Here is a 15151-nt window from a genome sequence, read left to right on the forward strand (position 1 = left end):
CACCCGGTCCGCCGGGTGCGCCTTCCGCGTGTGGGCGCACGACCGGTCGGCGCGTGGCCGGAACTGCTCAACTCGCGGGCGCCCGCGCGTGGATCTTCGTACGCTCCCCTCATGTCCGTCGTACTCGAACGCCTCCGTCCCGACCACGCGCCCGCCCTGCTCGCCTTCGAGCGGGAGAACCGCGCCTACTTCGCCGCCACCGTGCCCGACCGGGGGGACGCGTACTTCGCCGACTTCGCCGCCCGCCACCAGGCCCTCCTCGACGAGCAGGAGGAGGGGACCGTCCGCTTCCACGTCCTGGTGGCGGAGGACGGGCGGATCGTCGGCCGGGTCAACCTCATCGACGTCGCCGACGGCGCGGCCGAACTCGGCTACCGGATCGCGGAGTCGGCCGCCGGCCGGGGCCTCGCCACCCGGGGCGTGCGGGAGGTGTGCCGGCTCGCCGTGGACGAGTACGGGCTGCGCCGGCTGTACGCGAAGGCGTCGCCGGAGCACGCCGCGTCCCGGGCGGTGCTCGCCCGGGTCGGCTTCGGGGCGGTCGGCAGGGAGCGGTTGAGGACCGGGGAGTCCGCGATCGCCTACGAGCTGGATCTCGGCGGCAGTTTCGGGCGGGAGCGGTCCGGCACGGACTCGTAGCCGGGCGGGCTCGACGCGGGCGCCGCTTCGAGCAGGGCGAGGGCCCGGTGGACGGCGTCGTCGAGCTGGGCGTGCCGGCCCTCGGCCCAGTCGAGCGGGGTGCGCAGGACGGCCAGGTCGGGTTCGACGCCGTGGTTCTCCACGGACCAGCCCCAGTCGGAGAACCAGGCGGCGTTCATGGGGACGGTGATCCGGGTGCCGTCGCCGAGCTTGTGGCGGCCGGTCATGCCGACGACCCCGCCCCAGGTGCGCTGGCCGACGACGGGGCCGAGGCCGAGGAGCTTGAAGGCGGCGGTGATCATGTCGCCGTCGGAGGAGGTGGCCTCGTCGGCGAGGGCGACGACGGGGCCGCGCGGGGCGTTGGAGGCGTAGCTGACGGGCTGGGCGTTGCGGGTGAGGTCCCAGCCGATGATCTTCCGGGTGAGGGTCTCGACGACGAGTTCGCTGATGTGGCCGCCGGCGTTGCCCCGGACGTCGACGATGAGGGCGGGCCGGGAGACCTCCATCCGCAGGTCGCGGTTGAACTGGGCCCAGCCGGAGCCGCCCATGTCGGGGATGTGGAGGTAGCCGCAGCGGCCGCCGCTCAGCTCGCGGACGACGGCCCGGCGTTTGGCCACCCAGTCCTGGTAGCGCAGCGGACGCTCGTCGATCAGCGGGACGACGGCGACGCGGCGCGAGCGGCCCTCGCCGCCGGCGGGGGTGAAGGTGAGCTCGACGGTGGTGCCGCCGGTGCCGGCGAGCAGCGGGTAGGGGCCGGCGACGGGGTCGACGGGCCGGCCGTCGACGTGGGTGAGGGCGGCGCCCTCGCGGATGCCGGTGCCGGCGAGCGGGGAGCGGGCCTTGGAGTCGGAGGACTCGCCGGGCAGGATCCGCTTCACCACCCAGCCGCCGTCGCGGGGCACGAGGTTGGCGCCGAGGAGGCCCTGGGGGCGCTGGTAGTGCGGCGGTCCCTCGTTGCGCCGGGCCGGGGTGACGTAGGCGTGGGAGGTGCCGAGCTCGCCCATGACCTCGCGGAGCAGGTCGGCGAACTCGTCGGGGGAGGCGACCCGTTCGAGCAGGGGCCGGTACTGGTCGAGGATCGCGTCCCAGTCGACGCCGCCCATGCCGGGCTCCCAGAAGTAGGCGCGGACGATCCGCCCGGCCTCCTCGTAGGCCTGGCGCCATTCGGCGCCGGGGTCGGCGTCGTGGAGGATGCGCCGCAGGTCGAGGTAGACGGTGGAGTCGCCGTCGCCGGCCTCGGTGGCGGGGACGGCCCGCAGCTCGCCCTCGTCGAAGACGACGAGCCGGGTGCCGTCGCCGCTGACGGCGAACCAGTCGAGGTCGCGGGCGAGTTCGGTGCGGCGGGCCTTGGTGACGGAGAAGTGCTCCAGGGTGGGCCGGCCCGAGGTGTCGGCGGGGTTGGCGAAGGTCTCGCCGAGGGCGCCGGAGATGGGCCAGCGCAGCCAGACGAGGCCGCCGCCGGTGACGGGGGCGAGCGCCGAGTACTTGGAGGCGGCGACCGGGAAGGGGGTGACCCGGTCGGGCAGGCCCTCGATCTCCACGGTGACCGTGCCGTCGCCGCTGTCGGCGCCGTCGTCGGCGGGGTCGAGGCCGCCGGCCGCCGGGCGCCCGTCGGGCAGCAGCGCGAAGGGGGAGGGGGTCGCGGAGGAGAGCGGCACCAGGTAGGGGCGGCAGCCGAGGGGGAAGGACAGGTCGCCGGTGTGGACGTCGTACACCGGGTCGAAGCCGCGCCAGGAGAGGAAGGCGAGGTAGCGGCCGTCGCTGGTGAAGACCGGGTTCTCGTCCTCGAAGCGGCCGTTGGTGACGTCGATGACGGTGCGCGGGCCCGGTCCCGAGATGCGGACGAGCTTGATGGAGCGCAGGGAGCGGCCGATGCCGGGGTGGGACCAGGTGAGCCAGGCGCCGTCGGGGGAGAAGGCGAGGTCGCGGACGGGGCCGTTGACGGAGCGGATGAGCTCGGTGACCTCGCCGTTGGAGTCCTCGGTCGCGTCGATGAGGAGGAGCCGGCCGTCGTTGGAGGCGATGGCGAGCCGCTCGCCTTCGGGGTCGGCGACGAGCTCCTCGACGCGGCCGAGCTCCCCGGCGGCGAGCCGGCGCGGCGGCCGGTCGCCGCTGGCCCGGGGCAGGTAGGCGATCTCGACGGCGTCGTCGCCCTCGGCGTCGGTGACGTAGGCGATCTGGCCGCCGCTGCCGAGCATCTCGGGGAGCCGGACGCGGACGCCGGGGGTGTCGGTGATGGCCCGGGCGGGCCCGTCCCGGTGCGTCAGCCAGTACAGGCTGCCGCGCACGCCGACGGCGCTGGCCCGGCCGGTCTCGTCGACGGAGAGCGCGTCGACGTGCTGGGCGGCGGGCACCTGGTAGGGGCGGCGGCCGGCCCGCTGTCCGCCGAGCCGGACCTGCAGGCGGCGGGGTTCGGCGCCGGCGCCGAGGTCGTCGGCGATCCACAGCTCGCCGGCGCACTGGTAGACGATCCGGCGCCCGTCGGAGGAGGCGTGCCGGGCGTAGAAGTCGGCGTGGTCGGTGTGGCGGCGCAGGTCGGTGCCGTCGGGGCGGCAGGAGTACAGGTTGCCGATGCCCTCGTGGTCGGAGAGGAAGGCGATCCGGTACCCGTCCTCGCCGGGCGGCGCGGCGACGAACATGGGGTCGGCGAGGTGGCCGCAGAGGTCGGGCAGGAGCCGCTCGCCGTGGAGCCAGAGGCGGCCCGTGGCGCCGCCCCGGTACCGCTTCCAGGCGGCCGGTTCGTGCGGCGGGGTGCCGGTGAGCAGGAGCGTGCGGCGCTCGCCGTCGACGTCCCGGACGGCGATGTCGGAGACCGGCCCCCAGGGCATCTTGCTGCCGGGCGAGCCGTCGGTGGCGACGGTGTAGGCCCAGGAGAAGTACGAGAAGGGCTGCCCCTGGGAGGAGACGGCGAGGATGTCGGAGCGGCCGTCCTTGTCCGGGGGCGACCAGCCGCAGACCCGGGTGTCGGTGGAGCCCCAGTGGGTGAGCTGGCGGGCGTGGCCGCCGTCGACCGGCACGAGGTGGATCTCGGGGTCGAGGCTGCGCCAGTTCGTGTAGGTGATGTGGCGGCCGTCGGGGGAGAAGCGGGGGTGCCCGGCCCGGGTGCGGTCGACCGTGAGCCGCCAGGCGCGGCCGGGGCGATGGCCCTCGGGCACGAGCGGGGCGATCCAGAGGTCGTCCTCGGCCGTGAAGCACAGCAGGTCGTCGTGGAGGTGCGGGAAGCGGAGGTAGGCCACGTCGTCACTCACCCGTTCATGCTTTCCGTGCGGACGGGGTGCGGCAACCTGTGGACGCGAACCTGTGGATGACCGCGTGTGTCCCAGGCCACGTACGAAACGGTTTCGTTTCGCTGCGGGTGGGGGTACCTTCGTACCGTACGAAGAGTACGAAACCGTTTCGTTCGGTCCGGAGGTATGGCATGGCCCGCAGCAGACTCACCCCCGAGCGGGAGTCCGAGCTGTACGCGGCCGTGCTCGACCTCCTCCGCGAGGTCGGCTACGACGCCCTCACCATGGACGCCGTCGCCGCCCGCACCCACTCCAGCAAGGCCACCCTCTACCGCCAGTGGGGGAGCAAGCCGGAGCTGGTCGCCCGGGCCCTGCGCCACAACAAGCCCGTCAGCCTCACCGAGATCGACACCGGCTCGCTGCGGGGCGACTTCCAGGCCCTCATGGCGCTCACCGACGACTGTCAGATGGAGAAGGACACCGCGCTGATGCGGGGTCTGGCCCATGCCGTCCACGACAACCCGGACCTGCACCGGGCCCTGCGCGAGCTGCTCATCGAACCCGAGCTGAACAGCTTCGACGAGGTCCTCGCCCGCGCGGTCCGACGGGGTGAGGTCGCCCCGGACAATCCGGCGCTCAAGCTCGTCCCGCACATGCTGATCGGGGCGTTCGTCGCCCGCCCGCTGGTCGACGACCAGCCGGTCGACCACGCCTTCCTCAGCGCCTACGTCGACGCCGTCGTGCTCCCCTCACTCGGCGCCTGACCCCCCGTACGACCCGTACGACCCGTAAGTCCCCTGCTCCACCTGACTGCGCACCGCTCACGCCGTCGGGCCGGCTCCCCATGCCCTGTCCCGCCCCACAATGGGAGTACGCACCCGTGGCCACCTTCCTGTACAAGCTGGGCCGCACCGCCTTCCGGCGCCGACGGCTCGTCGCCCTCCTCTGGGTGGCGCTCCTCGCGCTCGCCGGAGTCGGCGCCGCCACCGCGCCCGCCGCGACCTCCAGCTCCTTCTCCATCCCCGGCACCGAGGCCCAGCGCGCCTTCGACCTGCTCGAAGAGCGCTTCCCCGGCGCCGGCGCCGACGGCGCCACCGCCCGGGTCGTCTTCAAGGCCCCCGACGGCGCGAAGATGACCGACGCGGCTTCCAAGGCCGTCGTCGAGGAGACCGTCTCCGCGCTGAAGTCCGGCTCGGACCAGATCGTCTCCGTCACCGACCCGTACACGGCGCAGGCCGTCTCCCGGGACGGCTCCACCGCCTACGTCTCCGTCGCCTACAAGGTGAACGCGATGGAGCTGACCGACGAGACCCGTGAGGCCCTCAAGCAGGCCGGTCACGCGGCCCAGGGCAAGGGCCTGACCGTCGAGCTCGGCGGCGACGCCCTCCAGTCCATGCCCGAGACCGGCGCCGGCGAGATCGTCGGCGTGGTCATCGCCGGCATCGTCCTCGTCATCACCTTCGGCTCGCTCGTCGCGGCCGGACTGCCGCTGCTGACCGCGATCATCGGCGTCGGCATCGGCGTCTCCACGATCACCGCGCTCGCCAACGTCCTGGACCTCGGCTCCACGACCTCCACGCTCGCGATGATGATCGGCCTCGCCGTCGGCATCGACTACGCCCTCTTCATCGTCTCCCGCTACCGCTCCGAGCTGGCCGACGGGCGCAGCGGGGAGGAGGCCGCGGGCCGCGCCACCGGCACCGCCGGATCGGCCGTCGTCTTCGCCGGACTCACCGTCGTCATCGCCCTCGTCGGCCTCGCCGTCGTCAACATCCCGATGCTGACGAAGATGGGCTTCGCCGCCGCCGGCACCGTCGTCATCGCCGTCCTGATCGCCCTCACCCTGATTCCGGCGCTGCTCGGCTTCGCCGGCGACAAGGTGATCGGCCGCAAGCAGCGCAAGGGCACCGCCGACCCGGAGAAGGCCGCCAAGCCGAACGCCGGCACCCGCTGGGCCCGCTTCGTCATCCGCCGCCCGCTCTTCGTGCTCCTCGCCGGTGTCATCGGCCTCGGCGCCATCGCGATCCCGGCCGCCTCCCTGGAGATGGGCCTCCCGGACGACGGCGTGAAGCCGGTCTCCGCGACCGAGCGCCGCGCCTACGACCTGCTCTCCGACGGCTTCGGCCCCGGCTTCAACGGCCCGCTGCTCGTCGTCGTCGACGGCGACAGGGCCACCGCCGACCGGACCGTCTCCACCATCAAGGGCCTCGACGGCATCGCCGCCGTCACCCCGGCCACCCCCAACAAGGCCGGCGACGCCGCCATGATCACGGTGATCCCGAAGGACCGCCCGTCCTCCGGCGCCACCGAGGCCCTCGTCCACGACATCCGGGACGCCACCGGCGACGACGTCCTCGTCACCGGCGCCACCGCGATGAACATCGACTTCTCGCAGAAGATGAACGACGCCCTGGTGCCCTACCTGGCCCTCGTCGTCGGCCTCGCCTTCGTCCTGCTGACCGTGGTCTTCCGCTCGATCCTGGTGCCGCTCAAGGCCGCCCTGGGCTTCCTGCTCTCGGTGGTCGCCGCCCTCGGCGCCGTCGTCGCGGTCTTCCAGTGGGGCTGGCTGGGCAGCCTGTTCGGCGTCGAGCAGACCGGCCCGATCATGTCGATGATGCCGATCTTCATGGTGGGCGTGGTCTTCGGCCTCGCGATGGACTACGAGGTCTTCCTCGTCACCCGGATGCGCGAGGCGTACGTCCACGGCGAGCGGCCCGGCGAGGCGATCGTGACCGGCTTCCGGCACAGCGCCCGGGTGGTCACCGCCGCCGCGGTGATCATGATCGCGGTCTTCTCCGGCTTCATCGGGATGACCGACCAGATGATCAAGATGATCGGCTTCGGCCTCGCCGTCGCCGTCCTCTTCGACGCCTTCGTCGTCCGCATGGCGATCGTCCCGGCCGTCCTCGCGCTCCTCGGCCACAAGGCCTGGTGGCTGCCGAAGTGGCTGGACAGGGCGCTGCCCAACGTGGACGTGGAGGGCGAGGGGCTCGCCGCCCACGACGCCGGGACCGCGGTGAAGGACCTCGTGAAGGCCTGATCCGTCACTGGACCCCGGGGCCGCCCCTGAGCGGGGGGTGCGCCCCGGATCGCGCCGGGACCTGTGGGGACGGGGAGCCGACGCGGCCGTACGCCGTCAGCGTGTCGTGAGCGACGACGCGCCGGCGGCGTACGTGTGTTCCAGGAACCGGGTCAGGGCGGCGTTGTCGAACTGGACGACGGCGACCGCCTCCCGGCCGTGGAACTCGACCACCGTCTGCACCCGCCCGCACGGCCAGACCGCGATGTCGCCCCGGTGCGCGGGCTCGTGCAGCCCGTCCTCCAGGAGGGCGCGGGGGAAGGACCATTCGACCCCGCCGGGAAGCACGAAGCGGACGGTGGCGGGGGAGAAGCCGGGGTCGTAGCGGAGGGCGACCGGGACGGCCCGGGTGACCGGGCCGTCGTCGCTGATCAGGCGGCCTCGGGCGTGGTCCTCGACGGCGCGCATGGAGTGGCTCCTCGGGTCGTGGTCGAGTGCGTTTTGTTGCTCAATGCCTGATTCTTCCCCCGTAGTCGCGTGGTCACTCGCGACGTGTCCGGCCTCACATCCGGTGTCTTGTCATCCCGGCGCTCTTGCAAGTCTTTTGCAGCTGCGCTCATCATTCGGTACGTGCACGTACCTGACGGATTCATCAACGCCCCCGTTTCGGCCGCAGCCGGCGTCGTCGCCGCGGCGGCCGTCGCCGTGAGCCTGCGCGGCGCGAGGAAAGAGCTCGACGAGAAGGCCGCCCCGCTCGCGGGCCTCGTCGCGGCCTTCGTCTTCGCCGTCCAGATGCTCAACTTCCCCGTCGCGGCCGGAACCAGCGGCCACCTCCTCGGCGGGGCGCTCGCCGCGATCCTCGTCGGGCCGTGGACCGGAGTCCTGTGCATCGCCGTCGTCCTGCTCATGCAGGGCGTCCTCTTCGCCGACGGCGGCCTCACCGCGCTCGGCGTCAACATCACCGTCATGGGCGTGGTGACCGTCGTCACCGCCCACGTCCTCTTCCGCGGCCTGCGGCTCGTGCTGCCCCGCACCCGGGGCGGCGTGACCGCCGCGACCTTCGTCGCCGCGCTCGTCTCCGTACCGGCCTCGGCCGCCGCCTTCACCCTGATCTACGCGATCGGCGGCACCACCGACGTGCCGATCGGCAAGGTCCTCACCGCGATGCTCGGCGTCCACGTCCTCATCGGCGTCGGCGAGGCCGTCATCACCGCCCTCACCGTCGGCGCCGTCCTCGCCGTCCGCCCCGACCTCGTCCACGGCGCCCGCGGCCTGACCGCCCCGCTGAAGCTCCGCGTCGACGGCGAACTGGTCGACGCCGCGCCCGCAGGGCCGGCAGCCCCCGCCGCCTCGAAGAGCCCGAGGAAGGTCTGGATCGGCGGCCTCGTCACCGCCCTCGTCCTCGCCGGCGTCGTCTCCTTCTACGCCTCCGAAAGCCCCGACGGCCTGGAGAAGGTCGCCGCCGACCAGGGCATCGACGCCAAGGCCGAGGAGTACGAGCACGCCACCGCCGACTCCCCGCTCGCCGACTACGGCGTCGCGGGCGTCGACTCCGACCGGATCTCCGGCGGCCTCGCCGGCGTCATCGGCGTCGGCCTCACCCTCGCCGTCGGCACCGGCGCCTTCTGGGCCGCCCGCCGCCGGCGTACGGGGGACGCCGGCGGGGCCCGGGTCTGACATGGGAGCGGGCCACGCGCACCGGCTGTACCGGCGGGGGGACTCGCCGGTCCACGGCCTGCCCCCGCACACCAAGCTCGTCGCCGTCCTCGGCTTCGTCCTGGTCGTCGTCACCACGCCCCGCGAGGCCGTCTGGGCCTTCGCCTGCTACGCGGCCCTGCTCGGCGCGGTCGCCGCGCTCGCCCGCGTACCGGCCGGCTTCCTGCTCCGCCGGCTCGCGATCGAGATCCCCTTCGTCGCCTTCGCCGTGCTCATGCCCTTCGTGGTCCCCGGCGAGCAGACGACCGTCCTCGGCGTCTCCCTGAGCGTCCCCGGCCTCTGGGGCGCCTGGAACATCCTCGCCAAGGGCACCCTCGGCGTCGCCGCCTCCGTGCTCCTCGCCGCCACCACCGAGCTGCGCGCCCTCGTCCTCGGCCTCCAGCGGCTCCGGCTGCCGTCGCTGCTCGTCCAGATCGCCTCGTTCATGATCCGGTACGGGGACGTCATCGCCGACGAGATGCGCCGGATGACCATCGCCCGCCGCTCCCGCGGCTTCGAGGCGTCCGGCGTACGCCACTGGGGCGTCCTCGCGAAGACCGCGGGCGCCCTCTTCATCCGCTCGTACGAGCGCGGCGAACGCGTCCACCTCGCCATGGTCAGCCGCGGCTACACCGGCACCATGCCGCTCCTCGACGCGACCGTGACGACCCGGGCCCAGTGGGCGCGGGCCCTGGCGCTGCCGCTCGCCGCCCTCCCGATCTGCCTCCTCGCCCTCCTCGGACGGACCCCATGACCGCGCCCTCGCTGGACGTCTCCGGCCTCGCCTACGCCTACCCCGACGGCCACCAGGCCCTCTTCGGAGTGGACCTGACCATCGGGCGGGGCGAGCGGGTCGCCCTCCTCGGCCCCAACGGCGCCGGCAAGACCACCCTCGTCCTCCACCTCAACGGCATCCTCGCCGCCGGCGCGGGCAGCGTCACCGTCGCCGGGCTGCCCGTCGGCAAGAAGCACATGGCGGAGATCCGGCGGAAGGTCGGCATCGTCTTCCAGGACCCCGACGACCAGCTCTTCATGCCGACCGTCCGCGAGGACGTGGCCTTCGGCCCCGCCGCGGCCGGGCTGCGCGGCGCCGCGCTCGACGCGGTGGTGGAGCGGGCCCTGGCGAAGGTCGGCATGAGCGAGTACGCCGACCGGCCCCCGCACCACCTCTCCTTCGGCCAGCGCCGCCGGGTCGCCGTCGCGACCGTCCTCGCCACCGAGCCGGAGATCCTCGTCCTCGACGAGCCGTCCTCCAACCTGGACCCGGCCTCCCGCCGCGAACTCGCCGACGTGCTGCGCTCCCTGGACGTCACCGTGCTCATGGTCACCCACGACCTGCCGTACGCCCTGGAGCTGTGCCCGCGCTCGCTGATCCTCAGCGAGGGCGTGATCGCGGCGGACGGCCCGACCCGGGAGATCCTCGCCGACGAGGAGCTCATGGCCCGCCACCGCCTCGAACTGCCCTTCGGTTTCGTCCCGGGTTCCGTCGCCTGACCGTCTCCGGTCCCGGGTTCGCTCCGATCGGTCGGTTCTTCCGGCGAGCCGTCGGCGAGACCGACGGCTTCTGCCGCACCGTCAACGCCCACGGCGGCGTCCACCTGACCCCGGAATCCCGCCGTCTCTCCTCACGTTGCACCATGGGAGCCGGTCGTACGAAGGGATGTGTGGGTCAGGTGGACGTGCAGGGCACGGTGGCGGCGGGCTGGGAGCCGGTCAGGGAAGCGTTCCTGCGCAACTTCGAGCAGCGGGGCGAGCGCGGCGCGGCCGTCGCCGTCCACCGCGACGGCGAGAAGGTGGTCGACCTGTGGGCCGGCACCAGGGACGCCGACGGCACCGCCCCGTGGACCGAGGGCACGGCCCAGGTCGTCCGCTCGGCCACCAAGGGCGTCGCCGCCGCCGTCCCGCTCCTCCTCCACCAGCGCGGCCTGATCGACCTGGACGCCCCGGTGGCCACGTACTGGCCCGAGTTCAAGGCGGCCGGCAAGGACCGCGTGACGGTACGGCAGCTCCTCGCCCACCGGGCCGGCGTCCCCGTCCTCGACCGCCCGCTGACCCTCGCCGAGGCCACCGACCTGGAGGCGTCCACCGCCGCGATCGCCGCCCAGGCCCCCGTCTGGGACCCCGGCACCGACCACGGCTACCACGCCCACACCTTCAGCTGGCTCCTCTCCGGCCTCGTCCACCGCGTGACCGGCCGCACGATCGGCCGCTGGGTCGCCGAGGAGATCACCGCCCCGCTCGGCCTGGACCTGTGGATCGGCCTCCCGCCGGCCGAGGAGCACCGGGTGGGCCTCCTCGCCCCGGTCGACGCCCCCGAGGACACCGGCGCCCTCCGCCTGCGCCCCAAGCGCTCGGTCACGGCGGCGTGGGAGGACCCGGCGTCCCTCACCCGCCGCGCCTTCGAGGTCATCACCCCGAAGCCCGACGAGAACGACCCCGCCTACCGCACCGCCGAACTCCCCGGCTCGGCGGGCGTCGCCACCGCCCGCGCCCTCTCCCGCTACTACGCCGCCACCCTCGGCCCCCTCGCCGACGGCACCCCCCGCCTCTTCGCCCCCGCGACCCTCGCCCTGGCCCGCACGGAGGAGTCGGCGGGCACGGACCGGGTCCTCCTCGTCGGCACCCGCTTCGGCCTCGGCCACATGCTCCACGGCCCCGCCTCCCCGCTCCTCGGCCCCACCTCCTTCGGCCACCCCGGCCGCGGCGGCTCGCTCGCCTTCGCCGACGCCGAATCCGGTACGGCCTTCGGCTACGTCACCAACGGCATGCGCAAGACGGTCACCTCGGACCCCCGCGCCCAGGCCCTGGTGCGAGCGGTCCGCGCGTCCCTCGACGGCCGGACGGGCTGACCCCACGGCTCGGCGGTCCGAGCACCGGCGCCCGAGGAGCTCCCCGCCCTCGGGGACGGCGGCCCGGCGGTCTACCCCTCCTCCTCCCACCGCAGGAGGTCGCCCGGCTGGCAGGCGAGCACCTCGCACAGGGCGGCGAGGGTGGTGAAGCGTACGGCCTTGGCCCGGCCGTTCTTGAGGACCGCCAGGTTGGCGGGGGTGATCCCGACCCGCTCCGCCAGTTCGCCCACGGACATCTTCCGGCGGGCGAGCATCACGTCGATGTCGACGACGATCGGCATCAGATCACCTCGTCGAGCTCGGCCCGCATCGCCGTCGCCTCGACGTCGCGGTCGACGGCCTGGGCCAGCAGCATCCGCAGCACGAGCACGATGAGCGCGACCCCCAGGACCGCCAGGGAGACCCCGCAGATCAGCAGGACGATCCCGGGTGCGACCGCCTCGCCGGGCGCCAGCAGCACCGCGAGCGAGAAGACCAGGAGCGCGGCGGTCACGAGCGCGCCGATCACGATGTGCACGTACCGGAAGGCGGCGGGGGAGAAGACCGTCCCCCGCCGCACCATCGTCACCAGCCGCCACACGCACACCAGGGTCACCTGGACCGTGACGACGCCGAGGAAGAAGACCACCAGGAGCGGTGTCCGCAGGTGCACCAGGTCTCCCTCCGCCCCGTCGAGGTCGGCGGCCAGCAGCGGGATCATCACCGCCTGCACGAACACCGTCCCGGCCGCCAGCCCCGCGAGCACGGCGCGCAGCGCCAGCACCGTCAGTCTTCCCATGACCCCTCCTTCGATCGACTTGCAGTGGGAATCTATCGAAAAACGATAGGTGAGGGTAGTCGGGGCCCGCGATCGGTGCTCAGATCGGAGGATGGATCTCACGAAGCGGTTCGACGGACGGACGGCGCTGATCACGGGCGCGGGCAGCGGCATCGGCGCGGCGACCGCCCGCCGGCTTGCGGCGGAGGGCGCGCGGGTCCTGGTCACCGACATCGACGAGGAGTCGGCGCGGGCGGTGGCGGCGGACCTCCCGTACGCGACCGCCCGCCGCCTCGACATCACCGACCGGGAGTCGGTCGACGAGGTGGTCGGCGGACTCCCCGCCCTTCACGTCCTCGTCAACAACGCCTTCGTCCCCTTCGTGGACGACCCCGACGAGAACTGGCGCCGCCAGCTCGACGGCACCCTCCTCGGTGCCGTCCACTGCGCACGCGCCGCCCTCCCGCACCTGACCGCGACGGGCGGCGCCATCGTCACCATCGGCTCGGTCAACGCGGAGGCCGACTTCGGCGACCACGCCTACAGCGCCGCGAAGGCCGCCCTGGGCTCCTTCACCCGCACCCTGGCCGGCGAGGCGGCCCCGCACGGCGTCCGCGTCAACCAGATCAACCCCGGCACCGTCGCCACCCCCGCCTGGTCGGGCAGGGAGAAGGAGCTGGTCGCCCTGGCCACCCGCGCCTACCCCCTCGGCCGCGTCGGCATCCCCGACGACATCGCCGCCGCCGTGGCCTTCCTCGCCTCCCCCCGACGCCGCCTGGATCACCGGCACCACCCTCCGCGTCGACGGCGGCCTGATGGCCGTGAACACCCACTTCCACGAAATCCTGAACGGCGCCTGATCCCGTTTCAGCGCGTGAACCCCCGCTCCCGCAGCCGCTCGCAGGCAGCCACGACCGGGCCCGGGACGTCCATCTCGACCATGAAGCCGTGCGCCGGATAGACCATGAGCCGCTGTACGGCTCCGACGAGCATGTCCAGGACGAGCCGGGGGTCTCCGATCGAGTCGGCGTACTCCGGCAGCTCCATCGGCACCGAGGCGCAGACGAACTCCACGCCGGGCCAGACCTTGCGGGCGGTCGCGTACGCCCGCCGCTCCTCGTACGGCTTGCTGACGAGGAGCACGGAGTCCACGGCCACGCCCCGCTCGGCGAGCAGTTCGCGCGAGAACCGCATGTTCTCCCCGGTGTTGCGCGCCCGGGGCTCCACCAGGATCGCGCCCCCCGGCACGCCCAGCTCCACCGCCCGCTCCCGATAGTGCACGGCCTCGCCGCGGGGCATCCGCTCGCGGGTGGTGGGGCTGGTGGCCCCGGTGAAGACGACGAGCGGTACCAGTCCCTGCCGATACAGGCCCGCCATGACGTCGGCGACCCCGAGATCGTGGCTTCCCAGGCCGACCCCCACGGAACAGGCCCGCGGCTCATGCCCCATCCGCTGAAAGCCCCAGAGCAGTCGGGCGTCCTCCCAGTCCCGCGCCGTGATCACCGGCCCGGATCCGCTCCGCCAGGGCCACGCCCGCTCCTCTCGACCATCGCAGTCACACACAGTCCCAGGATGGACGACAGCGCGGTGGCTGACCGCGCCTCAGCCGGTCGTCAGCATCAGGCCGATGCCCAGGACCATCAGGCCGGCCGCGGCGACTCTCGGGCCGCCGAAGCGTTCCTTGAAGAAGAGGGCGCCGATGGCGGCGCCGACGATGATGGAGGACTCGCGGAGGGCGGCGACGGGGGCCAGGGGGGCCTGGGTCTGGGCCCACAGGACGAGGGCGTAGGCAGCGACCGAGAGGGCGGCGCCGAGGAGGCCGCGGGCCGCGTGGGGGCGGAGCTCGGTGAGCAGGGCGCGGCGGCGGACCGCCAGGGCGTACGCCGGGATGGCCAGGCCCTCCAGGGCCATCAGCCAGGCGATGTAGCCGAGGGGAGTGCCGGAGGCGCGGACGCCGACGCCGTCGACGACCGTGTACAGGGCGATCGACAGGCCGGTGGCCAGCGCCGCGAACAGCGCCGGTCCGTGCGCGCCCCTGCCGCGGATGCCCCACAGCGCCAGGCCCGTCAGGCCCGCGCTCGCCACCGCCACGCCGAGGAGCTGCCAGCGGTCCGGGACCTCGCCGACGAAGACGGCCGCGAGGAGCGTGACCACCAGCGGCGCCGTGCCGCGCGCGATCGGATACATCTGCCCGAAGTCGCCCAGCGTGAAGGACTTCATCAGGAGGGCGTAGTACGCGACGTGCAGGGCCGCCGAGGCCAGCAGGTACGGCCACGCCCCGGCCGCCGGCAGTGGCGTGAAGGGGATCAGCGCCAGGCCGATCAGGGCCCCGCCGCCGGAGATGAGCGTGAAGGAGAGCAGCTGGTCGCGGATGTGGTGGGCCAGCGCGTTCCACGACGCGTGCGTGACCGCCGCGACCAGCACCGCGCACGCGACCAGCGGCGTCACGCCGTACGCTCGCGCACGGCCGCGACGGTCGCGCCCGCGTGGGCGATCAGTTCCTTCGGGGGCAGGGCGAAGACCGAGTGCGGGGTGCCGGCCGCCGCCCACACCAGCGCGTGGCCGAGCAGGCCCTCGTCGGCCAGCACGCGGGTCCGGGTGCGGTGCCCGAAGGGCGGTACGCCCCCGATCGCGTACCCGGTCGTCTCCCGCACCACGCGCGCGTCCGCCCGCGTGACCTCCCCGGCGCCCAGCGCCTCCCGCACCCGCTCGACGTCCACCCGCGAGGCCCCGTCCATCAGGACGAGCACCGGCACCCCGTCGGCGGCGAAGATCAGCGACTTCACGATCTCGGAGACCGCGCAGCCGATCGCGTCGGCGGCCTGCTGCGCGGTCCGCGTCTCGTCCGGGAAGCTCCGCACCTCGACATCGAGGCCCAACTCGGCGAGCGCGGCGGCGAACTGGGGGTGGGCGGCGGAAGCGGCGTCGGTCGTCATGCCCCGCACCGTAGCGGTAGGTGTACGGGGCA

Annotated in this window: 14 protein-coding genes and 1 pseudogene; 8 read left to right on the top strand and 7 right to left on the bottom strand. The window is 73.7% G+C overall.

Translation table 11 applies throughout. The features are described 5' to 3' along the window. Positions 1–111: 111 nt before the first annotated feature. Positions 112–636, top strand: a complete 525-nt coding sequence (locus tag HHL19_RS29975) for a GNAT family N-acetyltransferase (RefSeq protein WP_169093515.1) — start codon at positions 112–114, stop codon at positions 634–636. On the opposite strand, the gene HHL19_RS29980 is transcribed toward HHL19_RS29975, so the two are convergent. Continuing rightward, on the bottom strand, positions 579–3884 hold the full coding sequence (locus HHL19_RS29980) for a S41 family peptidase (protein WP_169093516.1): 3306 nt from the start codon (positions 3882–3884) through the stop codon (positions 579–581). The two genes, HHL19_RS29975 and HHL19_RS29980, sit on opposite strands and share 58 nt — an antisense overlap. Before the next feature lie 170 nt (positions 3885–4054). Here HHL19_RS29980 and HHL19_RS29985 point away from each other — a divergent pair, with 170 nt between their 5' ends. Then, the gene (locus tag HHL19_RS29985) at positions 4055–4627 is read left to right on the top strand and encodes a TetR/AcrR family transcriptional regulator (protein WP_169093517.1); all 573 of its coding nucleotides are present in this window, start codon (positions 4055–4057) and stop codon (positions 4625–4627) included. Positions 4628–4743: 116 nt separating this feature from the next. Continuing rightward, a complete protein-coding gene (locus HHL19_RS29990; protein ID WP_169093518.1) occupies positions 4744–6903 on the top strand; it encodes an MMPL family transporter in 2160 nt (719 codons plus the stop codon). Positions 6904–6999: 96 nt separating this feature from the next. Here HHL19_RS29990 and HHL19_RS29995 read toward each other — a convergent pair whose 3' ends face one another. Beyond that, complete coding sequence (locus HHL19_RS29995; protein WP_169093519.1) at positions 7000–7350, bottom strand: SsgA family sporulation/cell division regulator; 351 nt, start codon at positions 7348–7350, stop codon at positions 7000–7002. A gap of 162 nt (positions 7351–7512) precedes the next feature. On the opposite strand from HHL19_RS29995, the gene HHL19_RS30000 reads away from it, so the two are divergent. The 4 genes from HHL19_RS30000 (at position 7513) to HHL19_RS30015 (ending at position 11426) form a co-directional block, all read left to right on the top strand. Beyond that, positions 7513–8559 carry an energy-coupling factor ABC transporter permease gene (locus HHL19_RS30000; protein ID WP_169093520.1) on the top strand — a complete coding sequence of 349 codons (1047 nt, stop codon included), beginning with the start codon at positions 7513–7515 and terminating at the stop codon, positions 8557–8559. A gap of 1 nt (position 8560) precedes the next feature. Further along, positions 8561–9331, top strand: a complete 771-nt coding sequence (gene cbiQ / locus HHL19_RS30005) for a cobalt ECF transporter T component CbiQ (RefSeq protein WP_169093521.1) — start codon at positions 8561–8563, stop codon at positions 9329–9331. Continuing rightward, positions 9328–10071: an ABC transporter ATP-binding protein gene (locus tag HHL19_RS30010; RefSeq protein WP_169093522.1), complete on the top strand. Its 744-nt coding sequence runs from the start codon at positions 9328–9330 to the stop codon at positions 10069–10071. Before cbiQ ends, HHL19_RS30010 begins: the two co-directional genes overlap by 4 nt. Before the next feature lie 179 nt (positions 10072–10250). Continuing rightward, positions 10251–11426 (top strand): serine hydrolase domain-containing protein, encoded by a 1176-nt coding sequence (locus HHL19_RS30015; protein WP_346768471.1) that lies wholly within the window; start codon positions 10251–10253, stop codon positions 11424–11426. A 71-nt stretch (positions 11427–11497) separates the two neighbouring features. On the opposite strand, the gene HHL19_RS30020 is transcribed toward HHL19_RS30015, so the two are convergent. Together HHL19_RS30020 and HHL19_RS30025 are read right to left on the bottom strand one after the other, a co-directional pair. After that, positions 11498–11707, bottom strand: coding sequence for a helix-turn-helix transcriptional regulator (locus HHL19_RS30020; RefSeq protein ID WP_169093524.1), 210 nt, complete (start codon positions 11705–11707; stop codon positions 11498–11500). Continuing rightward, positions 11707–12204 (bottom strand): DUF2975 domain-containing protein, encoded by a 498-nt coding sequence (locus HHL19_RS30025; RefSeq protein WP_169093525.1) that lies wholly within the window; start codon positions 12202–12204, stop codon positions 11707–11709. The genes HHL19_RS30020 and HHL19_RS30025 overlap by 1 nt, the downstream gene beginning before the upstream one ends. Positions 12205–12295: 91 nt before the next feature. Here HHL19_RS30025 and HHL19_RS30030 point away from each other — a divergent pair. Beyond that, a pseudogene (locus tag HHL19_RS30030) lies at positions 12296–13043 on the top strand (SDR family NAD(P)-dependent oxidoreductase). A 7-nt stretch (positions 13044–13050) separates the two neighbouring features. Here HHL19_RS30030 and HHL19_RS30035 read toward each other — a convergent pair. From HHL19_RS30035 to HHL19_RS30045, 3 genes are all read right to left on the bottom strand, one after another. Further along, on the bottom strand, positions 13051–13686 hold the full coding sequence (locus HHL19_RS30035) for a YdcF family protein (protein WP_169093526.1): 636 nt from the start codon (positions 13684–13686) through the stop codon (positions 13051–13053). A 99-nt stretch (positions 13687–13785) separates the two neighbouring features. Continuing rightward, the gene (locus tag HHL19_RS30040; protein ID WP_169093527.1) at positions 13786–14631 is read right to left on the bottom strand and encodes a DMT family transporter; all 846 of its coding nucleotides are present in this window, start codon (positions 14629–14631) and stop codon (positions 13786–13788) included. Next, a complete protein-coding gene (locus HHL19_RS30045; RefSeq protein ID WP_169093528.1) occupies positions 14628–15119 on the bottom strand; it encodes a YbaK/EbsC family protein in 492 nt (163 codons plus the stop codon). The genes HHL19_RS30040 and HHL19_RS30045 overlap by 4 nt, the downstream gene beginning before the upstream one ends. Between the last annotated feature and the right edge of the window lie 32 nt (positions 15120–15151).

It is taken from the genome of Streptomyces sp. R302 (genome assembly GCF_012927245.1).
In the GTDB taxonomy this organism is placed as follows: Bacteria; Actinomycetota; Actinomycetes; order Streptomycetales; family Streptomycetaceae; genus Streptomyces.